Origin of the sequence: Dyadobacter chenwenxiniae (assembly GCF_022869785.1) — a bacterium.
Classification (GTDB): domain Bacteria; phylum Bacteroidota; class Bacteroidia; order Cytophagales; family Spirosomataceae; genus Dyadobacter; species Dyadobacter chenwenxiniae.
Map to the genome: position 1 here is coordinate 594803 of NZ_CP094997.1, position 26148 is coordinate 620950.

At 46.4% G+C, this 26148-nt stretch carries 20 protein-coding genes; 8 read left to right on the top strand and 12 right to left on the bottom strand.

Annotated features, from left to right (window positions below):
- Positions 1-128: 128 nt before the first annotated feature.
- The 10 genes from MUK70_RS02445 to MUK70_RS02490 form a co-directional block, all read right to left on the bottom strand.
- Positions 129-2399: an NADP-dependent malic enzyme gene (locus MUK70_RS02445; protein WP_234602220.1), complete on the bottom strand. Its 2271-nt coding sequence runs from the start codon at positions 2397-2399 to the stop codon at positions 129-131.
- A gap of 94 nt (positions 2400-2493) precedes the next feature.
- Positions 2494-3702 carry an MraY family glycosyltransferase gene (locus tag MUK70_RS02450; RefSeq protein ID WP_234602221.1) on the bottom strand — a complete coding sequence of 403 codons (1209 nt, stop codon included), beginning with the start codon at positions 3700-3702 and terminating at the stop codon, positions 2494-2496.
- Between the two features lie 151 nt (positions 3703-3853).
- Positions 3854-4597, bottom strand: a complete 744-nt coding sequence (locus MUK70_RS02455; RefSeq protein ID WP_234655537.1) for a glycosyltransferase family 2 protein — start codon at positions 4595-4597, stop codon at positions 3854-3856.
- Complete coding sequence (locus MUK70_RS02460; protein WP_234655536.1) at positions 4594-5160, bottom strand: WcaF family extracellular polysaccharide biosynthesis acetyltransferase; 567 nt, start codon at positions 5158-5160, stop codon at positions 4594-4596. The genes MUK70_RS02455 and MUK70_RS02460 overlap by 4 nt, the downstream gene beginning before the upstream one ends.
- The gene (locus tag MUK70_RS02465; protein ID WP_234655815.1) at positions 5117-6043 is read right to left on the bottom strand and encodes a glycosyltransferase family 2 protein; all 927 of its coding nucleotides are present in this window, start codon (positions 6041-6043) and stop codon (positions 5117-5119) included. Before MUK70_RS02465 ends, MUK70_RS02460 begins: the two co-directional genes overlap by 44 nt.
- 58 nt (positions 6044-6101) lie before the next feature.
- Positions 6102-7250, bottom strand: coding sequence for a glycosyltransferase (locus MUK70_RS02470; protein WP_234655535.1), 1149 nt, complete (start codon positions 7248-7250; stop codon positions 6102-6104).
- Between the two features lie 36 nt (positions 7251-7286).
- On the bottom strand, positions 7287-8432 hold the full coding sequence (locus MUK70_RS02475) for a glycosyltransferase family 4 protein (RefSeq protein ID WP_234655534.1): 1146 nt from the start codon (positions 8430-8432) through the stop codon (positions 7287-7289).
- Entirely contained in the window at positions 8432-9433 is a 1002-nt protein-coding gene (locus MUK70_RS02480) for a hypothetical protein (protein ID WP_234655533.1), read from the bottom strand. The genes MUK70_RS02475 and MUK70_RS02480 overlap by 1 nt, the downstream gene beginning before the upstream one ends.
- Before the next feature lie 257 nt (positions 9434-9690).
- A complete protein-coding gene (locus MUK70_RS02485; protein WP_234655532.1) occupies positions 9691-10059 on the bottom strand; it encodes a VOC family protein in 369 nt (122 codons plus the stop codon).
- A 32-nt stretch (positions 10060-10091) separates the two neighbouring features.
- On the bottom strand, positions 10092-11432 hold the full coding sequence (locus MUK70_RS02490; RefSeq protein ID WP_234655531.1) for an amidohydrolase family protein: 1341 nt from the start codon (positions 11430-11432) through the stop codon (positions 10092-10094).
- A gap of 381 nt (positions 11433-11813) precedes the next feature.
- Between MUK70_RS02490 and MUK70_RS02495 the strand changes: the two genes are divergently transcribed.
- Positions 11814-15206 (top strand): PAS domain-containing hybrid sensor histidine kinase/response regulator, encoded by a 3393-nt coding sequence (locus MUK70_RS02495; RefSeq protein WP_244784644.1) that lies wholly within the window; start codon positions 11814-11816, stop codon positions 15204-15206.
- Positions 15207-15362: 156 nt separating this feature from the next.
- Here MUK70_RS02495 and MUK70_RS02500 read toward each other — a convergent pair whose 3' ends face one another.
- A complete protein-coding gene (locus MUK70_RS02500) occupies positions 15363-16220 on the bottom strand; it encodes an SDR family oxidoreductase (protein WP_234655529.1) in 858 nt (285 codons plus the stop codon).
- A 169-nt stretch (positions 16221-16389) separates the two neighbouring features.
- Here MUK70_RS02500 and MUK70_RS02505 point away from each other — a divergent pair, with 169 nt between their 5' ends.
- Genes MUK70_RS02505 through MUK70_RS02520 form a run of 4 tightly spaced genes read left to right on the top strand, consistent with a single transcriptional unit; the run spans position 16390 to position 19977 of the window.
- Positions 16390-16695, top strand: coding sequence for an NAD(P)/FAD-dependent oxidoreductase (locus MUK70_RS02505; protein ID WP_234655528.1), 306 nt, complete (start codon positions 16390-16392; stop codon positions 16693-16695).
- Positions 16696-16700: 5 nt separating this feature from the next.
- Positions 16701-17603: a magnesium transporter CorA family protein gene (locus tag MUK70_RS02510; protein WP_234655527.1), complete on the top strand. Its 903-nt coding sequence runs from the start codon at positions 16701-16703 to the stop codon at positions 17601-17603.
- 41 nt (positions 17604-17644) lie between these two features.
- Entirely contained in the window at positions 17645-18826 is a 1182-nt protein-coding gene (locus MUK70_RS02515) for a fibronectin type III domain-containing protein (protein WP_234655526.1), read from the top strand.
- A gap of 20 nt (positions 18827-18846) precedes the next feature.
- Positions 18847-19977, top strand: coding sequence for a glycoside hydrolase family 18 protein (locus MUK70_RS02520; RefSeq protein ID WP_234655525.1), 1131 nt, complete (start codon positions 18847-18849; stop codon positions 19975-19977).
- Here the strand turns inward: MUK70_RS02520 and MUK70_RS02525 are convergent.
- Entirely contained in the window at positions 19974-23360 is a 3387-nt protein-coding gene (locus MUK70_RS02525) for a DEAD/DEAH box helicase (RefSeq protein WP_234655524.1), read from the bottom strand. The two genes, MUK70_RS02520 and MUK70_RS02525, sit on opposite strands and share 4 nt — an antisense overlap.
- A 50-nt stretch (positions 23361-23410) precedes the next feature.
- On the opposite strand from MUK70_RS02525, the gene MUK70_RS02530 reads away from it, so the two are divergent.
- The 3 genes from MUK70_RS02530 (at position 23411) to MUK70_RS02540 (ending at position 25949) form a co-directional block, all read left to right on the top strand.
- Positions 23411-23854, top strand: a complete 444-nt coding sequence (locus MUK70_RS02530) for an RpiB/LacA/LacB family sugar-phosphate isomerase (protein ID WP_234655523.1) — start codon at positions 23411-23413, stop codon at positions 23852-23854.
- Positions 23851-24675 (top strand): DUF481 domain-containing protein, encoded by an 825-nt coding sequence (locus tag MUK70_RS02535; protein ID WP_234602246.1) that lies wholly within the window; start codon positions 23851-23853, stop codon positions 24673-24675. Before MUK70_RS02530 ends, MUK70_RS02535 begins: the two co-directional genes overlap by 4 nt.
- A 110-nt stretch (positions 24676-24785) precedes the next feature.
- Positions 24786-25949: a Gfo/Idh/MocA family protein gene (locus MUK70_RS02540; RefSeq protein ID WP_234655522.1), complete on the top strand. Its 1164-nt coding sequence runs from the start codon at positions 24786-24788 to the stop codon at positions 25947-25949.
- The last annotated feature ends 199 nt before the right edge of the window (positions 25950-26148 follow it).

Consider the following 26148-nt stretch of genomic DNA (forward strand, 5'->3'; position numbering starts at 1 on the left):
GGCGGCACTCACTTCGGCTCCGCTCAGTGTGACAAGTAGCTTCGCTCAGTGTGACAGGTCGCTTGTTTTGTGACAGGTCGTTGCTCAGTGAGACAACGCTTCGCTCAGTATGACAGACTACTATTACCTTACTTCTTCAATTGCGCTTCTACAACCGCGATTGCCACCATATTGACAATCTCGCGCACGGAGCTTCCTAATTGCAATACGTGAACCGGCTTTTTCATTCCCAGCAGGATCGGCCCGATGGTTTCCAGTTCGGCTGCTTCTTTCAGTAAGTTGTATGCAATGTTACTGGCCGATAAATTCGGGAAAATCAGCGTGTTAGCTCCGCCATCAACCAGGTCACTGAACGGGTGGTTTTCTTTTAACAGGGTTGTATTGAAAGCAAGGTGGGCCTGCATTTCACCTTCTACGATCATTGTTGGGTTCCTCTTTTTGAGGATCGCAGTCGCTTCACGCATTTTTATTGCGTCGGTCCCGTCGGCACTTCCGTAGTTGGCGTAAGTTACCAAAGCAATGCGTGGCTGAATGTTGAAGCGTTCTACGGCTTTTGCAGTCAGTTCGGTGATTTCAACGATTTCGTCAACAGTTGGGTCCAGGTTTACGGTTGTATCCGAAAAAAACAATGGCCCTTTTGGGGTTAGTAGAATGTACATACCCGCCACCTTGTTCACGCCCGGGTCCTTGCCGATAACCTGCAGTGCCGGACGGATAGTGTCGGGATAAGTCCTTGTTAAACCGGAGATCAGCGCGTCGGCTTCTCCGTTTTCCACCATCATGGAGCCAAAATAGCTTCTGAAATAAATGCTTCTGTGCGCTTCGATCGGCGTTAGGCCTTTTCTTTTACGCTTTTCAAAAAGCAGGTTGGCGTAATTATTAATGGTTTCTTCGTTTTCGGTTGCACGTGGGTCCACAATCGCCACATCAGCCAGGTCTAGCTTGCTTTCCTTGATCATACTGATGATCGTTTCTTTGCTACCCAACAGAATCGGAACGGCAATGCCTTCATCGCGAACCTGTTGCGCGGCGCGGAGCACCTGAATGTTTTCTGCATCTGCAAAAACAACCCTTTTCGGAGCCAGTTTTGCTTTGTTCAGGATAACGCGGGAAATCTGTTCGTTCCGGCCCAGACGGCTGGAAAGTTCCTGTTCGTAGGCGTCCCAGTCCGTAATCACCTTACGCGCGACGCCAGTTTCTATCGCAGCCTTTGCCACCGCAGGCGCCACGGTCGTCAACAGACGCGGATCAACAGGTTTGGGAATGATATAATTTTTGCCAAAAACAATGTTTGTTTCGTTGTAGGCAAGATTTACAATGTCGGGAACCGGTTTTTTGGCCAAATCAGCCAAGGCATGAACGGCTGCCAGTTTCATGGCTTCATTGATCTCCGTCGCTCTCACATCCAGCGCACCGCGGAAAATGTAAGGGAATCCAAGGACATTATTTACCTGGTTCGGATAATCCGAGCGACCTGTCGCCATGATCACGTCCTCCCGCGCTTCGACCGCATCAGGATAAGGGATTTCAGGGTTTGGATTGGCCATAGCGAGCACGATTGGATCTTTTGCCATGGATTTTACCATATCTTTTGACACAATGTCCGCTGTGGAAAGCCCCAGGAACAAGTCAGCGCCAACCATTGCATCTTCAAGCGAATCGTAAGCCACGTCCGTCGCAAACTGCTTTTTCATTTCAGTAAGGTCCGTCCGGCCATTGTGAATGTGGCCTTTAGTATCGAACATGGCAATGTTCTGAGGATTGGCACCCAGCGCAAGATATAGTTTTGTACACGAAACCGCCGAAGCGCCTGCGCCGGAAACCACCACACGGATTTCATTTATATTCTTCTTAACCAATTCGAGTGCATTCAACATGGCCGCGGCGCTAATAATAGCCGTTCCGTGCTGGTCGTCGTGCATCACCGGAATATTCAGCTCTTTTTTCAGTCGTGCTTCAATTTCGAAGCATTCAGGCGCCTTGATATCTTCCAGGTTAACGCCGCCAAATGTGGGTTCCAGAATCTTAACGGTCCTTACAAATTCGTCGACATCTTTGGTATTCAGCTCGATATCAAATACATCAATGTCTGCATATATTTTAAAGAGAAGTCCTTTTCCTTCCATCACCGGCTTGGATGCTTCCGGGCCAATATCACCCAGTCCGAGCACGGCAGTCCCGTTGCTGATCACAGCCACAAGATTGCCTTTTGCAGTATACAAATAGGCATCTTCAACATTGGCAGCAATTTCCAGGCAGGGTTCTGCAACACCGGGGGAATACGCAAGCGAAAGGTCGCGCTGGGTGCTGGTTTCTTTGGTCGGGATCACCTGGATCTTGCCAGGGCGACCTTTTGAGTGGTAGTATAGGGCGTCTTCTTTTCTGATCTTTTTATTCATACCTGTTGACGATTATTTCGTGCTAAGGTACAAACATTAGATGCAACGCAATCAATTTCCGGCGTTAATAACAGTGGATTTTAGGGCCAAATGATTACAAATCCCTGAGAATGTTGTTGGAAGAAGTTACATCATCTTCGTTGAAAGAAGGACTCTTTGCCAGGTTCTTTCTTTTCTTAACCGATACAATCCGCTTTTTCAGGAAGTAGGCAAACACCATATACGCGCCAAACATACCTATATATATGTATAGCGAGGCCGTGTTGGTAATGTTGCCGTGAAAAGTGAAAAACAATGTCGTGTTCAGGATCGTAACCATCCAAAGCGCGAAGGAAGCCCAGAAGTGGTTCAGGCCGTTGTCGATCAGGATGTGATGCATGTGGTTCCTGTCCGCAATGAAAGGCGAACCACCTTTGAAGATCCTTACAATAAATACCCTGAGCGTGTCGAAAATAGGAACGATCAGCAAAACCATGACAATGATCGGCGCATTAAAATAAGCATTTGGATCGTGCAGGTAGCCCACATTCAGCGATAGAAATTCAACGGAAAAAATGGAAAGCAGGTAACCCACGATCAGCGAACCGGTGTCGCCCATGAAGATTTTGCTGGTTTTTGAAAAATTGAAACGAAGGAAACCAAGCAGTGAACCGGACATGGCAAATGCCAGGCAGCCGAACGAGAAATGGTCATTTAAAATAAACCAGATCCCGAAGCCTAAGCCCGCGATAAGGCTGATGCCTCCTGCAAGGCCGTCGATGCCGTCGATCAGGTTAATCGCGTTAATGATGGCAATAAAAATGAAAACCGTTAAAGGAATGCTGATAAAGTCAGAAACATTGTGAATGCCGAATATTCCATAAAAATTGTCGACCTTGAAATTGCCCATCGCCACAAGGATCAATGATGCGAAAATCTGTATAATTAGCTTTTTAGTAGGGTCAACGGCGAGAATATCATCTTTGATCCCCAGAAAAAACAAGATTATCACACCGGTCATCGCGAGGCTGATCAAATTCGAATCCAGAATGTTTTCGGAATGAGGCCATAAAAAATAAGCGATCAGCGTTGCCGCAAATATCGCTATGCCTCCCAAAGTAGGGGTTTCAGTTTCGTGTGAGCTTCTAAAACCAGGTTTTGCTGTCAGATGCAGTAGATTCGATAAATTAATGATAATCGGAATGCTGATGATCGACAGGAAACAGGCAATTAAAAAGGAAAGGAGGCATTGGTAAACATCATGATGTATAATGTTGCTGAAGTTTCCTTCGCTTAATATCTGTAGGGGTACTTTTAATTCCATAGTGTCTGCCAATGTAAATAGAGTAATAACGTTGTAGTAGATTCTGACCTTTAATCAAAAGTCGCAATTAAAATTTATATTATGGATAGCTAAATAGCTGGATATCAAAATAATTATTATCCGGTTTGGATGGTGTCTTATGTTTTCTATTTTAGCGAAACTGTAATATTTTTCTCAACGGCTTCAACCACAACGTATAAAAATGCGGCTTCAAATCATTTTCCTTCCAGGCCCTCATATCATTCCTGTTGGCCGCGATCCGGTTTTTTAAATTGCTGTTGCTCACGCCTCCCGTCCGCATTTTCACAATCACTTTTGGCACGTAAGCTATTTTAATTTTCGATTTATGGATGAACCGTAACATTAGTTCATAATCCGCCGCGCTTCCCAGATCCAGTCGAAACAAGCCGAGCTGGTCATAAAGTTCTTTTTTTACAAAAAACGCAGGGTGGGGCGGCATCCAGCCATTAAGAAAAGCACCTTCCTTGTAATTTCCAGAGATCCATTTCCTCTTAATCACCACCTCATCTGCCGAATCTACATAAACAAGGTCACCATAACAGCCCTGAAAATTAGCAGAATTTATCTTGGCAACCACATCGCTGATGGCCGCATTGTAAGCATAAAAATCGTCGGCGTTCAATATTCCGATGATTTCACCTGTTGCTAATTTTATGCCTTTGTTCATCGCATCGTAAATTCCATTGTCAGGCTCGCTGACGAACGTGGCGATTTTGCTGCCGTATTCCTTTATAATTTCCTGCGTTCCGTCTTTGGAATTACCGTCGACAATAATGTATTCGATTCCGGGAAAATCCTGGGCGAGCACAGACTCGATGCACTGGCGAATGGTTTTTGCACCATTATAAACAACAGTTATGATACTTACTTTCAACGGGACAAGTTTCTTGTTTTGACAAATTTAGCCGGATTTCCCTGATAAATTCCGTAAGGCTCCAAATTGGAGGTGGCAACGGAATCCACAGTTAACACCGCATGCGAACCTACTGTTACACCAGGACAGACAGTTGCTTTCGCGCCAATCCAGGCGCCGCTCTCAATCGTTATCGGCTTGACAATCAGGTCAAATGCGCTTGTGGTAAAGTTATGGTTTCCTGTCAGCAGCATGCAGCCTTGCGACAAGCATACATTTGATTCGATTGTCACCATTGTGAGGTTGTCAATCCACACATTTTCTCCGATCCAGGCATTTTCACCGATTACCAAAAACCATGGATATTTTACATTCACTTTTGGCTTGATCACAACCCCTTTTGCAAGCCGGGCACCAAACATTTCCAGCACAAACCGCTTAATTATCATGGGATAAGGCAAATAGGTGTTGATGAATAACCGATTGGCAAAATACCAGAGCAGTTGTTTAAGGAAGCTCCCCGGTTTGTACCAGCTGTTATCATACTTTGACAGATCGGTTCGGGCTTTTAAGGTCTTTTCCATATTCTGTCTTGAAATGTGTTATGATGTCCTGTTTGTCTTTTCCCGCGCGATAATACACTTCATAAATTTTAGCATCGACGAGAAAGCGGTACCAAAATCCTTGCAGGAAGTGCCAGATTAATCCTTTCATGCCATCCAGAAAACCGCCTTTAAAAATGTAGCGGTAAACGAAATAGATGAAAGGCCTCGTAAATAAGGGAAGGCCCGCGTATTTGATCTTCAAAAACCGGGTGCGCTGTTCCTGGCTTCCCCAAAAGCTCGGGGTAACCGTTTCTTTACTATCAAAATTATATTTAATATTCAATAGATCAATGACTTCCCTTATTGCATAATTGTTATGTTTCTGGGTCCACCAGGTCAGGTTGTTGAGATTATGGTCCACTATGTCGTGCTGCAATTGCGCGGTGGTGCCGGTGCTGAGCTTAATGTGCTCGTCCATCCACAATTCTTCACAATGCCCGATGCCTTTCCGCCACACCCGCAGCAGCCATATCGGATAATAGCCCCCGCGACGGATCCATTTATCCATGAAAAAAACACGTCGCTTCACATATAAGCCGGAGACTTCCGCAGGCGTCAGATGCAATGTGTTTTTCAGTTCGGTTGCGAGCTCGGGCGTAATGTATTCGTCGGCATCCATGCGCATAAGCCACTGGGTGTCGAACGGGTTATTTTGAATGCCGAAATTAAATTGGAAGGAATACGAAACCCAGGGATTCTGGATCACCGTCGCGCCCAGGTTACGGGCAATAGCCACCGTGTCGTCCGTAGAAAATGAATCAACGATGAAAATCTTATTTGTCACCGGAAGCAAGCTTTCTATGCAACGTGCAATGTGCTTCGATTCATTGTGTGTTAAAATGATGACGGACAAATCGATCATACCGGGAACAACAGTCAAAAATTACCAATTTGCGGTGATTGGAAACGGCCAAAGATAATTAGTTTTTTCGAACTTTCTTGTATTCTTCCAATAACTGGTTAGCCACGTTCCGGATATCAAAATTTTCTGTTACCATCTTGTAAGCCCGATTTGCAAGATCCTGTGCATAGGCCCTATCTTGTAATATTTTAAGAAGACCCTTGGCCACGCCGTCGCTCGTAAGCGGCGTCAGGAAGGCGGCATCACAGCGTTTGATATAATCCCCGAAACCCACACGGTCCGAAACAATGGCGGGTACTTTGGAGGTCATTGCTTCTAAAACAGCGATTGAAAAACCTTCGGAATAGGAGGGGAGAACGAAGACGTCAGCATCGGCAAGCGCCTCTTTTTTAGCCGAATCTGTGAGTAGCCCCACGAGCTTGATCCGGTTTTGCAAATTATTTTTTCTGATAAAATCTTCTGTTTCCTGCTGATAACCGTCGTCGCCTCCGGCAAGAAAGAGTGTCGCTTTGGGCAGTTGTTTTTCTACCTGTTTGAAAGCAGGGAGCAACAGATCCAGACCCTTTTTAATGTTGAGCCTGGCCATAAAAAGCACGACCTGCTCATCGTCTGCGACCTGATGTTTCGCACGGAAACTGCCTTTTGGTGGTAAATTTGAATATTCCGACAACTTCATGCCATTCGGAACGATTACCATATTTTTGGGACGGTAACCCAGGTAACGGATCACGTCGGCTTCTTCGTCGGTATTATTGATCTGGATCAGGTCCGCCTTGCCCAGGATTTTTTTCTGATAAAGCAGCGTAACAATGTCTTTTTTCCATTTGTGATGCGCCACAGCCCATTTGTCCAGCAAGCCGTGAATTGTGATCACTTTAACCGCATTGTTAGGGATCAAAAACGGCACCAAACTTCCGAAATGCCAGATTCCGTGCATATGGATCACATCGTATTCGTGGATGTGATGCCGTAGAAACCGGTACATTTCAATTGAAAATTCACGGTAAAAATTGCTGACCGGAGCCGTGCGGGCAACCGGAAACAGCCTGGCACCTTCGGGAGCAGGATACATTTCATCGCCCGGAGTCATCGGGCTTAGGATATCTACCTGATGGCCTTGTTTCAAAACCTCCGTCGTATGGTCATAAATAATCCTGGCCGGGCCACCGATCTCCCAGGTGTAAGCGCAAATATTTAAAATCCGCATGCGTGTATTTCGTGTATTGAACTGATCATAAAGCTGTTATTTTAAAGTGTGATAACAGTCTGCCATCTGCCGTGCCACTTGTGTTGATGAAAACGGCGCGATGAGCCGGCGCGATTCGCGGCCCATAACGGCTATTTTTTCCAGATTTTTCATGAAAAAGGCCATTGCGGTTTCCAGCTCCTGCTGGCTGTCGGGGTCAAAAGTAAAACCATTCACGCCGTTTTCAACCAAATCGGCCACACAGCCGCAATTTTTTGACACGATCACCGGCAGTCCGCAAACCATGGCTTCGTTTACAACCAACCCCCAGGGCTCCGATTTGCTTGGCAAAACAAGCACATCACAATGCACCAGCAGGTCGGGGACCTTATACCAGGGAAGTCCACCCATAAATAACACTTTGGATTCGAGCTGCAGCTCGTTCGTCAGCTTTTCGAGCAACGGCCGTTCCGGGCCATCACCGATGAACATAACCTCCCACGGCCACAATTCCGCGTCCAGCTGCCGAACCTGGGCAAAAGCCCTTAATAAGGTTTCCAGATTTTTTTCAGGAGCCAACCGCCCCACAAAGACAAACCGGGCTACCCGTGCAATATTCACATTCTCCTGCTTACCAGCATCATAGCGGGAGCGAACCACTTCTTCGTCGATCACCGCAGCATTCCGGACCGGGATCTGTGAAGGTTTCGCGCCAAGGGTTTCCAGATACTCCGCTGAGGTTTTGCCAAAGCAGAAAAACGCATTAGCGCGATTGACGATAAGTTTTTTCAGCGATTCTTTGATAAAAGACCGGCTGTTGTCGGCCGAAGAAGATTCGGAAGAAAGTACAACTTTGACGCCCTTTATCCGTGCATAAAACATGAGCAAAACCTGAGCTGGATCAAAATAGCCGGTAATGTTCAGCACGGTAGGCCTATATGCGTCGAAAGCGGCAAACAATGCGGCGCGCCTTTCTTTGAAGCTCACCTGATCCAGGCTGCGCTCAAAAAGGACTTGGTAAGGATAATCATAAGTGATGGTGTCATCGCTTTGCATGACGCTCCGGCTTGCCTCATAAAGCGCGATCTGAATCACCAGGAAGTCACTTTCGGGATATTTTTCCTTGAATGCCTGATGGATCTCGCTGAAAAGCCGCGACTTATAATGCGCCCATAACTGATTGTGTACAACGAGCACGCGCATTATTTTTTCAGATTTAAATATTCCTGAAACAAAGGATAAAGGTTATTGGCCAGAAATAGCTGGCCCTGGCTGTTATAGTGAACCACATCCAGCTTTCTGTAATATTTCTTGTCAATCCCCAAACTAAATTCATTGATCAGCCGGATGTTACGCTGAATTGCGAACGCCATAATCTCATCTCCCTGGTCATTAAAATGCCCCAGATCGACCTCCGACGTTTCGGGATGCAGATAAATAAACATCGGGATAGAATCTCTTTTCGCCACGTCGTAAAGCTGCTGGTAACCCGGATTGAAGGCCAGGCCCGGCTTTCTGATCCCGGCATCATTGAGTTTTACCTTTTTAAGGGAATCCTTCTTCATCGAATCCAAAAGCACCTTTTCGGGATTTTCTTCAATCGTTGGGGCAAAAAACCAGGTGTTGAAGTAATAAAAGAAAATCCACCGGTAACGGTCCCATAACTCGTAAAGAGCTACTTTATATTGCCTGTCAGGCCAGGCCGGATCATTACCAACGAGATTTTGGTGCGCCATAATATCGTGCGCGTCGTGGCTGCTGGTGACCAGGCACATAAGCTTTGCTTTAAATGTGCCGTATCGTTTCAGGTAAGCGGCAATGTTGTCGGGTCCCCACGATCCGGCAGAAATGTTCAGCACGCGGACACGTTTGTTAAAATCTTTCAAAAACCATTTTTCAAGCATTGTTGAGGCAATGCTGTCCTGGTCGGTGAGGCTGCCGCCATTCACAACCGAATCGCCGATCAGCAAAATCACGATGCTGTCCGAAGGAAGGACTTCTTCATTGCGCATGGACAGGCTATTGGTGCGCACATTATAACCAAACCTCGTAACATCCTGACTGGGAGCATATATGTATTCAAAATCAGGATCCGACACATATAGCGGAGAATTACAGAAGCCGTATTTATATCTTAAAACAATTTCCGCAGCAGCCGCCAGGACCACCACGAGGATTAAGAATCTATAAAAATATTTTAACATCAAAGAAAACGCTGTGTCCGCCGCAAATGCGTTTGCAAATTTAGAATTACTTTTCCCATTTACGACTTTTTAATAAATACGGGGAATAAATTAACACAAATGCCGGAAACCGGAATGGTTCTCTGACATCGCCCTGACAAGGATGCCGCCCGCTAATCCATGTTCAAAACTGCGGCTAAACTCATTAGCGGCCGATTTGAACGCAGTGCAATACGGTTCCGGCCTGCGCGATGTGACATGAACAGGCCCGCCAGGTTTCAGGCTAACATTTGTATCAACTCAATGCGGTTTCCAAAGGGATCGCGAAAGGAAAAGCGGTTCCGGCCGGGAATCGGGCTATCAGTTCTGATCGCAATTCCGTGGCTTTCCAAAAGTAAACGCGCAGCTTCCAGATCTTTCACTTCAAACGCCGGATGTCGTTGCGACAGCTCCGAAGCTTGCTCGGCACGAATGTGCAATTCAATGTCTCCCATTTGAAACCAGATCGCGCCATTCGGAAGCGGATATCCTAAATCTCTCAGCTCTTCAAGGCCAAGCACACCGCCATAAAACGCCCTTGCGGCTTCTTCCGCCCCATGAGGGATGCACAGCATAATGTGATTAAGCCTTTCAAATTCAATTTTCATTTCAGGTGTATTTTATTATTTCCTAGCATTACTCAATTGGATAAAGGTCCTTTGCTCACTTCCCGACCATCTTTCCATACGGCCTCGATTTTCCGCGTGTTCTTAATATCACTGGCTGGATTAGCACTCAAAATGAGCAGATCTGCTCTTTTACCGCGGGTTAATGTGCCCAGTTCATGATCTATTTTCAGCGCTTTTGCTGCATTCTGCGTCGCCAGCATGATGGCCTGCATAGGCGTAAGTCCTGCCTGTACCATCAATTCCAGCTCCAAATGTTCCGTAAAGCCTTGCGTCCGGATCGGAAATGCGCCTGAGTCCGTTCCCAGCGCAACGGTGATGCCGGCATCCATAATTTTTTTCAAGTTGATCAGCGCAGTTTTAAATGCAGCAGCATTGCGCTCATAATCGGCAGAAGTCCTTACTTTTTCAGCGTATGCTGGGTCTGTGATCATTTCGTAAACACCCGGTTCTAGTGATCTTATAAAAAATGGGTCATTTATCCAGTCGGGTTGATTGGCGTAGGCAAACTGATATTCGTCCAGGGATAATGTAGGAATGTAGATGACATTCTTTTCTTTCATTTTATTCAAAAGCGCACCGTCCACCGGCCTGTCGCGGATGCTGTGGGCAATAACATCGATGCCTGCCTCAGTTAGCAAACGTGCGTCCTCGGCGTAAAATAAATGTGCAGCAACGCGGATATTACGTTTGTGGGCTTCGGTTATGATAGCCTGATAAATCTCCGGCTTCATTTTCTGTGCATTGCCACCATGATCGTCCACCCAGATTTTCACTACCGTTGGTTTCAGCGGAACAAGCTTGTCCATCATTGCCGGCACTTCCTCGGGCGTTTCGGGACGCAATAATAAATTCATCCAGGAGCCTGGATTCGGATCAGGTGTGTTAAATCCATAACCTGCGGAGAACAAACGCGCGCCTGGAAGCAGTCCAGCCAATGTGGAATCCCGTAAGCCGTCGAAAATCAATGGCCTGTCCGTACCCATTGCCAGGACGGCATTTACACCATAATCCTGATATTTTTGCAAGTGACGTAGTACATTTTCCCGTGTGTAATTATCCGCCGACGAAGTGGTTCCCTTCAACGTTCCCACATGCGCGTGTGCGCTGATGAGCGAGGGCATCACCGTTTTCCCCGTCAGGTTAATCTCTTTCGCGCCTTTGAGCTTGATATTGGACTCTACCGCGACCACCCTTCCATCCATGATGAGGATATCTGTTCCATCCCTCGGCTCCGCACCCGTTCCGTCAATTACTGTGGCGTTTTTCAGGATTATGCTTTGTGGCTGGGCATAGGCATGAAAGCCGGTTATGGACACAGCCAGCAAAAAAAGGAAGATGACGGGATTTCTCATAATAATGGTTTTTAGAAACTTGCACTATAAGCGTACCTCCGTTTGAAAACAATGTTTTACTGGTACACGTTTTGTATAATCGGGGGTTTTCAAAAGATTAATGTAGGGTATTTCAACATATAAATTTTTGAAATCTTGGCAAAGTATTGAAAAAAGGCAGGCGAAAAAGTGGAGGAGGCTATACACGAGCAAAAGGAAGGATCAGAGCATTTTACGGCACATTGTAGAAGTACTTCGTTGTTGTGGCGATAAGTATTACAAACGCTGTGGTTTTAGGAGTTAAAATAATTAAATAAAAGCTATCTTGTACGGATATATATAATCGTAAGGCAGGCATTAAATTGCAAGAGCTTTTTGATAATGAACACTTCAAGTAGAGCAATGTCTGAGGAACAAGAAGAACCAAATTACGCCAGTGACTTTCAGCTCTTTCAGACTTTCCTGGGAAGCCATTCCATGTACGTAGTTCGTCTGGATATCAATGGAACATATATTTTTGTAAATAACCATTTCTGTGATTTCTACGGCATGAAACGCGAAGAAATCCTGGGCCGGTCCTCCTTGCTTGGAGTTGTTCCGGAAGATATAGAAAAATGCTTGCAAGTAGGTGAAATGTGCCTGGTTAAGCCGGGGAAACCGCATTCTGTCACGTTGCGGAAAACTTCCAAGCATGGCGCGATCAAAACTACCCATTGGGAGTTCACCGGTCTGACCGACGAGTCGGGCTCCGTGAAGGAGATATTTTGCCTGGGTTACGACATTACGCAAAAGGTTAAAACAGAACAGGATTTATCCGTGCTGGTGTCCAATGTACAGGATGTACTCTTTACATTATCTCCGGGCCTGATATTCACCTACGTTTCTCCCAGCTGGACCAAGGTTTATGGTTATCAGATTAAGGAAACACTTGGGAACTCCTTTACTAATTACATTCATCCCGATGATCTCCATTTTTGCACGGCATCGCTGATGAAAATTGTCGAAAGCAATACGCCGATTCGCGGTGGGATCGAACACCGTATCCTGCACAAAAACGGGACATGGTCGTGGAGCAATACGCATGCAAGTATCGATAGCAGAAGCAAAGAAATCATCCTGACAAGTCATAACGTTACCGAATTACGCCGGTCGCGCGAGCGGTTAAAGGAACTCGCAATTGTTGCTTCCAATACAACGGACTACATTGTTATCACCGACAATAGGGGAAATATTACCTGGGTCAATAAAGCCTACGAAAATCAAACAGGCTATACCCGGCGCGAGGTTAAAGGGCGGAGCCCGGCAGAGCTGCTGTGCGGCCCCGACACCGACATGGCAACCATTGAAAAGATCTATGAAGCCAGCAGGGAAAAAAAGGTCGTCCAGGTTGAAATATTATGTTATAAAAAGAACGGTGAAAGTTATTGGGTGGATTTAAAAATTACACCTGTTTTTGATGATAATGGGAATTGTACCAATTACATAGCCATTGAAAGGGACATAACCGCTCGAAAAAAATCGGATGATGAGCTGCGGCATGTGAAAGACCTTCTCGAACAAACAAACAGCGTTGCCCGGATCGGTGGATGGGAATTACATGCAAAGACAGGAGAACTTTACTGGTCGTCTATCACAAAACAAATCCACGAAGTGGGAGAGGACTACAAACCCAACGCGGATGAGGCCATAGCGTTTTATAAGGAAGGAAGCAGCCGCGACACAATTAATCAGGTGGTGACGGCTGGTCTTGCAAATGGAACGCCCTGGGATAATGAATTGCAACTTATCACGGCCAAAGGAAACGAGATATGGGTCAGGACGATCGGGAAAGCAGAAATGATCAATGGCGAATGTGTGAGGGTTTTTGGTGCATTCCAGGATATCACCCGTCGTAAACGCTCAGAAATGGCAATCCTTAATTCGGAAGCCAAATTCCGCAGCCTTTATGACTCCACCAGCGATGCTGTGGTGCTGTTTGATCGGAGGGGCTATCTGGATTGCAACCGTGCCGCATTGAAAATGTTCAATTTGGGTTCCGTGGACATGCTGGTCGGCAAAACACACGAGGAACTGGCAGCGGCAACCTATTCATCTTACGACCAGCTCGCAGGAATTGCCAAAGACAACCTGGAAATGGTTTACGAGCGAGGCAGCCACAGTTTTGAATGGGTGTTCAAACGCTTCGGACCGGATACCGACAGTTTTGTGGCAGAAGTGCTGCTGAACCTGATCAATGTGAACGATTCCCAAATCATCCAGGCTGTGATCAGGGACATTACGCTCCGCAAGCATGCCGAACTTGAACTACTCGAAGCCCGCGAGCAGGCGGAGTCGGCCAGTAAGCTCAAATCCGAATTTCTTGCCAATATGAGCCACGAAATCCGTACACCGCTGAATGGCGTCGTAGGTTTTACGGATCTGCTCATGAAAACCAACCTCGATGAAACCCAGCAACAATATATGTCTATGGTCTTCCAGTCGGCCAATTCGCTGCTGGAAATCATTAATGACATTTTGGACTTTTCTAAAATCGAGGCTGGTAAACTGGAACTTCGTTACGAGAAGACAGATTTGCTGACGATCTGCGGACAAGTTTCAGATATGCTCACTTATCAGGCGCAACAAAAGCATCTGGAAATGCTTCTGAACATTCCGGCTGACATTCCGAATTACGTGCTGGCAGATCCGCTGAGATTAAAACAGGTCTTGGCCAATCTGTTGAGCAATGCGGTCAAATTCACAATGAGCGGCGAAATCGAACTGAAAATAGCACTGCTGGACCGCAGCCATGATAATGTCACGGTTCGGTTTTCAGTCAGGGATACGGGCATTGGGATTGAGCCGCAAAACCAGCGCAGGATATTCGATGCTTTTGCCCAGGAAGATTCTTCCACTACCAAGCGCTTCGGTGGCACAGGCCTGGGGCTGACAATTTCCAACAGCCTGCTTGAACTAATGGACAGCCGGTTGCAGCTCAATAGCCAGACAAACGTCGGCAGTATTTTCTTTTTTGATGTAACATTCAAAATTATCCCAGACGGCGAGAAATTCGTTTGGGACAATACGGATAACATTAAAAGAGTGCTCGTGGTGGACGACAATATGCACAACGGGAAAATTCTGACCGACATTCTGGGCAATAAGGCGATTCAATCGGACTTAGTTTCAAGCGGGGAACAAGCTTTGGAAAAATTGTTTTCTGGTGTTAAGTATGATGTTGTTTTAATGGATTGTCAAATGCCGGATATGGATGGCATTGAAACCATTCGTAATGTGCGCACAAGTGAGCGTCCCGCGTTGCGAAATCTGCCCATTATCCTGCTCAATGACTCATTCGAAGAGGAAACCCTTACGGCTGTCATGGCTGAGCTCAGCATTTCGCATTTCCTGGTAAAGCCGGTCAAGATCAAGCAGTTGTTTTCTATGTTGTCGCGGATTCACACCAAAAATCAGCCTGCGGGAAGATCGGTCGCCGATCCGGGACTCATTTTCCGCGGACAGAACATACCCGAAGCTGTCACCGTGTTGATTGCCGAAGACCATAAGATCAATATGTTATTGGTAAAAACAATGTTGGGTAAAATCCTGACTAATGTGACAATGATTGAGGCTGTGAACGGAAAGGAGGCGGTTAAGTTATACGAAGAAACTAAACCGGACATCATTTTCATGGACATTCAAATGCCCGAAGTGAACGGCTACGAAGCGACACAGGAAATTCGCAAACGGGAATCCGGCCGGCCGCCGAATCCCGATCATTGCGCTCACTGCAGGAACGGTGGTTGGCGAGCGTGAAAAATGTATTGAAGCAGGCATGGATGATTATCTCACCAAACCTGTTGTCAAGGATACTTTACAGCAAACCATAGCGAGGTGGCTTTTGCAGCGCTCACAAGTCGAACTAAACTAAAAAAGGAGGCATAAGCCTCCTTTTTTAGTTTAGTTCGAAAATCACCCGTTAACAATCTGTCCTCCATTCGGGTGCAACACTTGGCCGCTCATGTATGAAGCATCTTCGCAAGCCAGGAAAACGTAGGAAGGCGCAACCTCAGCGGGTTGTCCCGGACGTTTTAAAGGCGTGTCTTTCCCGAATTTCTCCACCTTTTCAGAATCGAAGGTTGCCGGGATCAAAGGCGTCCAGATCGGGCCCGGCGCAACGGCATTGACCCTGATCTTTTTGTCTGCCAGCGAAACCGCGAGCGACCTGGTATAAGCTACAATCGCCCCTTTCGTAGAAGAATAATCGAGCAAGGCCGGACTTCCATGATAGGCAGTCACCGAGGTTGTATTAATAATCGTATCGCCTTCCTGCAAATGAGGCAGCGCCGCCTGCGTAAAATAGAAGAAAGAGTAAATGTTGGTCGCGAATGTATTGTTGAGCTGCTCCGCAGTAATTTCACGCACATCTTCCTTGGGATGTTGTTCAGCCGCATTATTTACCAGAACATTCAATTTACCAAACTCGCTGATAACACGCGTCACAGCCTCTTTGCAGAAAGCTTCATCCCGAATGTCACCAGGGATAAGCAGGCACATTTTGCCTTCTGCTTCCACCATTGCCTTGGTTTCTTCTGCATCCTGGTCCTCTTCCAGATATACAATGGCCACATCAGCGCCTTCTCTTGCAAAGTGAACCGCAACAGCCCTTCCTATTCCGCTATCGCCTCCCGTTATCAGCGCCGATTTTCCCTGCAACTTACCGCTCCCACGATAATTTTCCCGGATAATGATCGGTGCTGGATCCATAATCCCCTCAATCCCAGGCTGTGAGCTTTGCGTTTGTCCCTTCGTATCTATGTTGTAATCCATGATCTTAAAATGTTAGCGTTCAATTATTGTGAATGTGCGCTATCCTTAAAACTATGTGCCAATGCCATAAATTTGATAGAACATTGTGCGTGAGTAATGTTTTTCACAGTTTAAAGCATGAATAAGTGAAGGCAACCGCGACCGCATTGGTCATCCACAGCTCGCCCAGGTGGCCATTCAGCAGGGTAAGAACCTGGCTGCTAATCTTCCCCGTTTAGTTGAAGGGAAGCCGCTAAGCGATTTTCATTATACACACAAGGGCACGATGGCCATTATCGGCGTGAACAAGGCCATTGCCGACCTGCCTGGTTTGCATTTCAAAGGTTTTATAGCTTACTTTCTGTGGCTGGTCGTGCATTTATTTTCATTGACCCGCTATCGCAACCAGATCAAAACTTTTTACAACTGGATGGTTGCCTTTTTTACCGGAGATCAGTCATTGCGGTTCATCATGGATGCAAAGCCCGATAAATAGAATTTATGATTCATACGATTGCCGAGAAAAACAAATATCCGTTTGAGTGGTTGGATATTACAGACCCCAGTGAGGAGGAGTTAAAACAGCTCACCGGGGAACATTCGTTACATGAATCTTCCATCAAAGACTGGGGACAGCCCGACCATCTTCCAAAATATGAAAAAGTAGGCGATTATGTGTTCATTATTTTCCGGATGCACGCTGAAACCGTTGGATCAGAAGCCGACACTGTTCCTGAGCTCACGGATAAGGTCGCTATTTTTATGTTTCCCGAAAAAGTCATTACCCTACACCGAAAACCATGGGCAGCACCCGAATACATCGCTGAAAACCAGCTCGAGCAGCACGCCTGTAAAGATACTTTACACCTTGTTAATGAAATTGTCAAGAGTTGTCTGGGCACATACGAAGCACCCTCGATAAAGCTCACCAGCGACATTGAATATTATGAGGAAAATATGTTTCTTAAAAACCGTAAACCTTCGTTGCTAAAAGGCCTTTACTATTTACGCCGCAGGGTAGAAGTTACCAGGCGCGTCATCATGCTTTCGCACGAGATTGTCGACAAAATGGATGCTCCGGATACTTCCAATGCCTATACGAGGGACACGCGCGACCTTTTTGTGAAAATGCAGAACATTTATGACACACTGTTCGAGAACATGAATCAGCTGGTAATGATCTACTTTTCCATTTCGTCCCAGCGCACAAACGAGATTGTACGCGTTTTAACGCTATTTTCAGTGTTTTTTATGCCGTTGACCTTCATCGTAGGAATTTACGGAATGAATTTCGACTATATGCCCGAGCTCAGATTGAAGTTTGGTTATCCCGGTGTCATGATTCTGATGGCGTTGATCACTGCTGGAGTTTACGGCTGGTTTAAGAAAAAAGGTTGGCTGTGAGTGTTTTATTGAATTTGATCTGTTTGTTTATTCGTTAACCTATGAAGTTTATTTATACTAAAACCTTTGCTTCCCGCTGCATTTTTATCATTGTCCTTTTGCTTTGTCAACTGGCAGCAGAGGCTGTGGTGATCCCCAAAGCACCGTCCGCGCTGGCTGCGACTGCAATTTCTGCCACGCAAATAAATCTGGTATGGGTGGATAATGCTAAGGACGAAACCGGTTTTGAGCTGGAAAGATCCGTGGACGGTTTGAAATTTGTGAAAGTTGCTGACCTGGCCGCTAATATCAAGGCATATTCAAATACAGGGCTTACCGCTTCAACCAGATATTGGTACAGGATCCGGGCCAAAAATTCAGCTGGAAAGTCTGCATACAGCAACATTGCCAGTGCAACCACATTCCTGATCGCCCCCAATGCACCCGGGAAACTTGCAGCCATATCCGTTTCGACCGTTCAGGTCAATGTGAGCTGGGAGGATAACGCGTTGAACGAAAGCGGTTTTCAGTTGGAAAGGTCATTGAATGGGACTGCTTTTACAAAAATTGCCGACCTGGGCCCGAACATTAAATCCTACCAAAACACCGGCCTGGACGCCGCTACAACATATTATTACCGCGTCCGCGCAGTGAATGCGGCAGGTGCTTCTGCATATAGCAATGTAGATTCAGCAACAACCGACAACCTCCCTGTGCCCGACATGCCTGAGAATTTTACAGCCGTGCCCATTGCTCCTGATGTAGTGGAGTTGCGCTGGTCAGCTGTGTCCGAAAATACAAAAGAAGTGATCATTGAACGTTCCAAAAGTGTTACCAACCAGTTTGTCCAGATCGGTAAAGTGGCCGCCAACGTGTTGCAATTTCAGGATAAGGATTCATTGGCCAACACCAATTATTACTATCGGATCAAGGCAATCAATGCAGGTGGAAGCTCGCCTTATAGCCTCATTTCCATTGTTCTTGCCAACGCGATCATCACAGGGAATGAGTCGTTGCCGGGCGGCCCAATCATTTATTCTGCCGAAAGAACACTCATTATTGAATTGAATAAATCCGCGTATGCTCAGTTGCAGCTATATAATGTAAGCGGAACCAGGCAGTTAGAGGCCAAAATAGGCACTTCGTCCCGAACAAGTCTCGCCCATTTGGCCCGGGGCATTTACATTGTTCGCATTCAGACAGGCAAAGAAGTAATATCGCGCAAAGTGGTGCTTTTGGATTAGTATATCCTAAATTCAAAACCATGAAATCTTTACGCACCCTGCTGCTTCTCGCACTGGGATTTTCAATGCTTTGTCCTGCCTTTTCTCTTGCTCAAAAAAAGAAAAAATACATTGTTAATGCTTATGTAGGCGGTTTTCGGGGGCTGGTGCAAACCGAAGAAATCGACGCTGAAAGGTTAACACACATCAATTACGCATTTGTGAATGTGCAGGACAGCCTCGCCGTGCTGACCAACCTGGCGACCGATTCTACAAACTTTCGCAAGCTCAATGAAATGAAAGCATTGAAAAATCCCGATCTGAAAATCCTTATTTCCATAGGCGGCTGGGCTTGGAGTGAAAATTTTTCAGATGCAGTCCTGACCGAAACTTCGCGTAGAAAATTCGCCAAATCCAGTGTTGACATCGTGCGCCGGTTTAATCTGGACGGCGTGGACATTGACTGGGAATATCCCGCCATGCGCGGCGAGGAAGGCAATATTTTCCGGCCGGAAGACAAGCAGAACTTCACATTGATGTTCAAGGCGATTCGAGAAGAACTGGACATTTTAGAGAAAGAAAAAAGCCGCGATTACCAACTGACAACAGCCGTAGGCGGCTCCAAATCATTCGTCGATAATACGGAAATGGGCCTTGCACAGCAATATCTCGATTACGTGTTTATTATGACTTACGATTACGGCGGCAAGAACGGAACCGTGGGCCATCACACCAATTTGTACGATTATGGCAACATTCCGGACGGATCTTCGGCAGATCGTTCGGTGAAAAATTTCATGGCCGCGGGTGTGCCTGCAAACAAAATTGTCCTCGGCGCTGCATTCTATGGAAAGGGCTGGGAGGCTGAAACTGCCAAGAATAACGGACTGGGCGAAAAGCGCGTCAAAGCCGTTCAGGGAGGTGGTTATACCAAGCTTAAAGACACATTGATCAATCAGAATGGTTATAAAAAGTTTTATGACAAAAAAGCTAGGGCACCTTATCTTTTCAATGATTCCACCAAAGTCCTGATCACTTACGAGGACGAGAAATCCATTAAGGAAAAATGTAAGTATATCAAAAAGAACAACTTAGCCGGGATATTTTTCTGGGAATATTTCAGCGACCCAAAGGAATATCTGATCACGGAAATCAGCAAAGACTTGGACTAACTCACCAAACTTAGCAAATCGTTCTTTGTTAAAGTCTTCAAAACGGAAGCATCGGTTTTGACCAGATCGTCGGCCAGATCCTTTTTGGATTCCTGCAATTCCAGGATTTTTTCCTCAATGGTTCCAGGGCATATCAGCCTGACGGCGATCACGTTTTTCTTCTGCCCGATGCGGTAACTCCGGTCAATAGCTTGATTCTCAACCGCAGGGTTCCACCAGGGATCGACCAGATATACATAATCCGCTTCGGTGAGGTTAAGGCCGGTTCCACCCGCTTTCAGGCTGATCAGGAACACGCGGATCTCGGCATTATTCTGGAAACTTTCAACCCTTGCAGCGCGGTCTTTGGTCTGCCCGGTCAGATATTCGAACTTAATTCCCCGGGTAACCAGCTCATTTTTAATTAAATCCAACATGGTCACAAATTGGGAAAACACCAGGATCTTGTGCTGTGGCGATTTGCTCTCAATTTGTTCTAAAAGCGTCTCGATCTTGGACGACGCATTGCCATAATACAAATGATCATTCAATAAGGCCGGGGAGTTGCAGATCTGCCGCAGCTTGGTCAAGCCTTGCAGCACATGCAGGCTTTCGCGTGCAATGTCGACCTCATTTTTGGTGTTCAGGAATGTGTAAAATTCGAGTTCATAAGCATTGTACACTTTGCGCTGCTCATCGCCCATTTCACAATAAATGACCATTTCCGTTTTATCCGGAAGCTCGGTCGCCACCTGCTTTTTGGTTCTTCTTAAAATAAACGGATCGATCCTTTTTTGAAGTTCCCGAGCACGATCGTTGTCTTTGAAGCGGTCGATTGGCGTGGAGAAGTGGTTCCTGAACTGCGTCTTATTGCCTAACAGTCCTGGACAAGCAAAGGAAAGCTGTCCATAAAGGTCAAATGTGTTGTTTTCAATCGGCGTCCCGGTCAGCACGAGCTTGTTCCTCGATTGAAGCAATCTGGCAGCCTTATAGCGCTGGGATTCAGGGTTTTTAATGGCTTGCGACTCATCGAGGACAATGTAATTGAAATGATATTTTTTCAAAAAATTTACATCCGAAAGCAAGGTGCCGTATGAAGTTAATATCACTTCATAGCGATAGAAATCCGAGATCGTTTTCACGCGGTCGGCGCCGTAAATGGTAAGCACTTTTAATGAAGGTGCAAACTTTTCTATCTCAGCCAGCCAGTTGAATATCAGCGATGTAGGGACAATGATGAGGTTGGTGTTCTGAACCTGTTTTTGCCTTTGCGACAAAATAAATGCAATGATCTGAAGCGTTTTGCCCAAGCCCATATCATCCGCAAGGCAGCCTCCAAAACCAAATTCGTCCAGGAAATGAAGCCAGTTCAGACCTTGTTTCTGATATTCCCGTAAAGATGCGTTCAGGTTAGCAGGCACTTCCACCGATTGTATGGATTCAAAGTCTGCAAAACGGGACTTGTAGAATGCAATCTGCTCTTTCGCTTCTTTGCTAAGTGCCTCGGCATCATACATTTCACTCACAGAAGCGAAGTTCATTTTAGAAGTCTGAATAGTTTCGCCCACCACTTCTCCGGCTTCAAAAAATTTGGCGAATTTCTCGATCCATTCGTCTGGCAAAATGCCCTGTGTCCCATCGTCCAGCTGCACATATTTGCTCCGGTTTTTAACCGCCTTATGCAGGTTTTTCAACGTAACTTTTTGATTCCCAAACTTTACGCCGGCAGTTGTATTAAACCAGTTGATCCCGCTGATCACGTTTACCGACACCTGCGCACGGTTGGGGTTCAGTCGCATTTTTGTGAGTTTATCAAAACCCAGAACCGTGATTTTCTGGTCCCGCCATTCTTCAAATGTATTGAGAAACCATGATTCGCTGAGGAAGCGTTCTTTGTATAAATACAAAAATTCACGGCCCAGCTGGTCCTCAAAATCAGGATGCTGGCGAATGATCGCGCCTGCAAACCGCAGTTCTTCGCTTTCATCCCGCTGCACAGTGAACGGGTTTCCGTGGCCATCAACGGAATAAATTTGCTTCCTGGAAAACACTGGAACTTCTACGGCACCATATTTCATCACCGGCGTGATCATCACATAATTGCCGAAATCTTCCAGATAAATGATCTTTTCATTTTCCAGATCAAAACCCTGTTCTTCCTTCTGAGCCTGAGTGGCCGGTTTCAAATAGGAGTAAGTGATCCGGATTTTGGATTCCAGTTTCGCCAGCAGATTTTCTCGAAACTGCTCAAATTTGGCGTTATGAATGATAATTTTCTGATTATGCTGACTGAAAAATTCAACCGTTTTCAGAATGTCCTCATTGTCGATCAAATGCAGGGAATCAAGATACAGCACGAAATAGTCATAGCGCATTCTGACCTTTTCCAGATCCAGCGAAACACCATTCAGACTTAGCTGGCCCGAAATCTGAAAAAACGGGTCTTTCCGGTCTATGGTCAAATGCATGTCCACAGGCGATTTTTCCAGCTTTACCAAAACCAGAGACGCGGCGCTGATATTTTCCGAGATCAATGGATTATGGTAAAAAAAATCGAGTCCTTCCGGATTCTTCACAATGCTTTTCAGCCCCGCCAGATCCATTTCGAGCTGTTTTTTGCGAAAATTATTTTGAAAAGAAGCAACAGCCGTGTAAAACTTGATAACGTCCGGATCCTGTGTTTTCCAGATCGCGTCCAGCGGATTCAGCAATGTCAGTGGATTTTTGATCTTTCCTTCGCGGGTTGTTACCGCCTCGTACATTTCGAGGTAGAAATGGTCATAGTATTTGTGCTGGCCGATGATGACGATCGTTTTGGTATTTTCCGGCTGCACTTTTGCGCCCGGAATGTCGATAACCGGCTTGTTAATCCACTGATTTTCCAAAAATGAAACAGAAGTTGCGCTGATTGGGATCAGTTCTTTCATCTTCGGCTTGATTTCCAGCTCCCTATTCGTGTAGATCAATTGAAAATAAGCATCCAGATCCGTCTCGTTTTCTAAACCATAGTCTTTTGCAACGACTTTTATTTTGTCAAATCGCAGCTTTCGATCAAAAAAAGCACGCAGGTCTTTTCTGTTATTAAGATTATATAATACCTGGATTTGATGCTCGCAAAGCCGTTTTTTGGGCTTACTGCATTCGCAATATATTGTAAGTGAATGGCTGTTTTGTCTTGTAACAACCTTATAATGATCGGTTAATGCTGCCGGGATTTTAAATGAGGCATAATCCACGTCAATCTCGTGAGGCTGAATGTCGAAGAAGCCCCTCCGGTCCGTAGCCGGAAGTTCAGCACTGTTTTGCAGGATGTGTGTTGTGGTTAAATCGGCAAGATTGAAATCCTGAAAAACAAAGTTATGGGCTGGCTGGTTTTCTGCTTCGGCAGGGGCATTCTTTTTCATATGGCAAATTAATGAACTATTTTGCACATTCATTTTAAATCATTCTCAACATGGAAATCGGACTTGCAGCTGATCACGGCGGATACGAACTGAAAGAGTTCTTGAAGACATATTTGATAGGAAAGGGACATCATATCACGGATTTTGGCGCTTATCAGCTGGATTCCAAAGACGATTATCCCGATTTCGTGATCCCGTTGGCGAACGCGATTGTGAAAAAGGAAGTGGACCGGGGAATTGCCGTTTGCGGAAGTGGCGTGGGTGCTTCGGTGGTGGCCAACAAGGTCGCCGGCGTGCGTGCGGCGTTGATTAATGACCACTTTTCGGCTCATCAGGGTGTGGAAGACGACGACCTGAATTTGCTATGCCTCGGCGGCCGCGTAACTGGCAATATGGCAGCGCAGGAATTTGCCGAATCTTTCCTGAATGCGCGTTTTACGGGCGAGGAGCGGCATATGCGCAGGTTAGGGAAAGTAAAGGCACTGGAAAAATGAGTGCTGGTTTGATTTCCATTTCAAAGCTTACCGCTTGCCTTTTGTTCATTTGTTCCGCGCTTGCACATGCGCAGCAACCATCATCCAACTCGCCTCAGGCAGTTCCACTGGACTCTGTATTGGCGGTAAAACCGGACAGCGGCGTCAAGCCCCCTCCGCCGTTGTTCGACACCATTCGCTACCGTTTCATGGGCGATGGGAACTTTGCGCGGGGGAACGTTAACCGCAGTCTCGTTGTGCTCAGGGCAGAGTTGACATTTAGTGGCCCTGCCATTAATGTGGCAACCAATCCGCGCTTTACGTATGGCAAGCAAAGTGGCATATTGGCTGAAAGGGACAGCTATGTCGACCTTTTTGTTGACGTCTTTAAAAAGCGCAAAACATATGCGTTTGGACTGGGGGTGCTGGAAACGAGTAATTTACGGCGCATCGACTTGCGGAAAATGATCGGTGCAGGAGTAGGCTACCGTCTTGTAAGAACCAAATCCAATGACATGAGCCTGACCAATGCGATTCTGTACGAATCCACCAATTTTCGGGAAATCTCAACTGTGACCACCATACGGAATTCGTTTCGTGTGAAGGGCAAACATTCTTTGCTGCAAGACAAGATCCGTATAAACCACCTTACCTTCCTACAACCGGCGTTGAACGATTTTTCCAACCTGCGCTGGAACACCATCATTTCCTTCGAATTGCCTTTAAACAAGTGGGTTACATTGCGAACAAGCTTTGAAAACTCGTACGAAAGCGTAGTGGAAACCACCCGGAAACGAAATGATTCCCGGATCACGTTCGGGGTTTCGGTGGGGAACAAATAATGGCGGCTGAGCTTGTAAGGGAAGAAGGCTGATAATGCTGTCAATGGTTGCGGTACATTATATATGCTTAAAATGTGCTTTGTATAGTATCACAACTTTTCAATCTTGACATGAAAGAATCAGACGATAACCGCCGCCAGTTTATCAGGAATTCAGTAAGTACAGCCGCAGGATTAATGTTGCTGCCCGGCCTGGCAGAAAAGGCTTCCGCATCCGGTTTGGCGCATCCCTTGAAAGGAATAATTACACCTAATATGCCGCCAAGAATCAAATTTTCGGTGATTGGAATGAATCATGGCCACATTTACGGTCAGGTGGAGGCCGTTACGCGCGGTGGCGGTGAGCTGGTTTCGTTTTATGCCAAAGAAGCAGACCTTGCAGCAGCATTCGCCAAGCGTTACCCGCAGGCAAAGCAAGCCAAAAGTGAAGCGGAAATCCTGGACGACAAATCCATTCAACTGATCCTGAGCTCCGGCATCCCTGATGAGCGCGCGCCGCTGGGGATCCGCGTCATGAAAAGTGGAAAAGATTATATGGTCGACAAACCGGGCATCACCACGCTCGAACAGCTCGCACAAGTGCGCAAGGTGCAAAAGGAAACCAAGCGGATTTACTCGATCATGTACAGCGAGCGCCTGGAAAACCGTGCTACCATTAAGGCTGGTGAATTAATTAAGGAAGGAGTTATTGGAAAAGTCGTACAAACCATCGGCCTGGGCCCGCATCGCATGACGCCCAAATCCCGTCCCGAATGGTTTTTTGATAAAAAGCGCTTCGGCGGAATCATTTGCGACATTGCCTCACACCAGTTTGACCAATTTTTATTCTTTACCGGCTCTACAAAAGCTGAAATTGTTGCGTCGCAGGTCGGCAATGTGAACCATCCGCAATATCCGCAATTTGAAGATTTCGGTGACACAATGCTGCGCGGCAATGGCGGCACAGGTTACATCCGCGTAGACTGGTTCACGCCGGACGGCCTCAAATCCTGGGGCGACGGCCGCCTGACCGTCCTCGGCACCGAAGGCTACATTGAAATCCGCAAGAACATCGACATTGCTGGCCGCGAAGGGGGAAATCACCTTTTTGTAGTCAACAACAAAGAAACCCAATACGTGGATTGCAGCCAGGTAGAACTTCCGTACGGCCGCCAACTCGTAGACGACGTCCTCAACAGAACCGAAACCGCCATGTCACAGGAACATTGCTTCCTGGCCACAGAGCTGGCATTGAAAGCGCAAAAGAACGCGCAGAATGTGGCGGCGCTGAGCTAATTTCTGGTTGGAGGCATCCGGGACGTGGTTGCATCCCTCCGGGATTTCTTGTCGGCGCGGATGTCAATCGATCGTGTTACCGATATTGCATCCCTCCGGGATTTAAATTTTGGATAGGATTGAAGTTGCGAGCAATGTTGCATTGCTCCGCGATTTAGGCGTTTTGAATGTTGTTGGCTAGTCACCTACTTGTTACCCA

Coding starts and splice junctions, on each gene's coding strand:
- MUK70_RS02530 (WP_234655523.1), top strand. CDS start 23,411: ATGGAAATCGGACTTGCAGCTGATCACGGCGGATACGAACTGAAAGAG.
- MUK70_RS02500 (WP_234655529.1), bottom strand. CDS start 16,220: ATGGATTACAACATAGATACGAAGGGACAAACGCAAAGCTCACAGCCT.
- MUK70_RS02495 (WP_244784644.1), top strand. CDS start 11,814: ATGTCTGAGGAACAAGAAGAACCAAATTACGCCAGTGACTTTCAGCTC.
- MUK70_RS02445 (WP_234602220.1), bottom strand. CDS start 2,399: ATGAATAAAAAGATCAGAAAAGAAGACGCCCTATACTACCACTCAAAA.
- MUK70_RS02480 (WP_234655533.1), bottom strand. CDS start 9,433: ATGTTAAAATATTTTTATAGATTCTTAATCCTCGTGGTGGTCCTGGCG.
- MUK70_RS02510 (WP_234655527.1), top strand. CDS start 16,701: ATGATTCATACGATTGCCGAGAAAAACAAATATCCGTTTGAGTGGTTG.
- MUK70_RS02450 (WP_234602221.1), bottom strand. CDS start 3,702: ATGGAATTAAAAGTACCCCTACAGATATTAAGCGAAGGAAACTTCAGC.
- MUK70_RS02525 (WP_234655524.1), bottom strand. CDS start 23,360: ATGAAAAAGAATGCCCCTGCCGAAGCAGAAAACCAGCCAGCCCATAAC.
- MUK70_RS02470 (WP_234655535.1), bottom strand. CDS start 7,250: ATGCGGATTTTAAATATTTGCGCTTACACCTGGGAGATCGGTGGCCCG.
- MUK70_RS02485 (WP_234655532.1), bottom strand. CDS start 10,059: ATGAAAATTGAATTTGAAAGGCTTAATCACATTATGCTGTGCATCCCT.
- MUK70_RS02520 (WP_234655525.1), top strand. CDS start 18,847: ATGAAATCTTTACGCACCCTGCTGCTTCTCGCACTGGGATTTTCAATG.
- MUK70_RS02515 (WP_234655526.1), top strand. CDS start 17,645: ATGAAGTTTATTTATACTAAAACCTTTGCTTCCCGCTGCATTTTTATC.
- MUK70_RS02535 (WP_234602246.1), top strand. CDS start 23,851: ATGAGTGCTGGTTTGATTTCCATTTCAAAGCTTACCGCTTGCCTTTTG.
- MUK70_RS02460 (WP_234655536.1), bottom strand. CDS start 5,160: ATGGAAAAGACCTTAAAAGCCCGAACCGATCTGTCAAAGTATGATAAC.
- MUK70_RS02540 (WP_234655522.1), top strand. CDS start 24,786: ATGAAAGAATCAGACGATAACCGCCGCCAGTTTATCAGGAATTCAGTA.
- MUK70_RS02490 (WP_234655531.1), bottom strand. CDS start 11,432: ATGAGAAATCCCGTCATCTTCCTTTTTTTGCTGGCTGTGTCCATAACC.
- MUK70_RS02465 (WP_234655815.1), bottom strand. CDS start 6,043: ATGATCGATTTGTCCGTCATCATTTTAACACACAATGAATCGAAGCAC.
- MUK70_RS02475 (WP_234655534.1), bottom strand. CDS start 8,432: ATGCGCGTGCTCGTTGTACACAATCAGTTATGGGCGCATTATAAGTCG.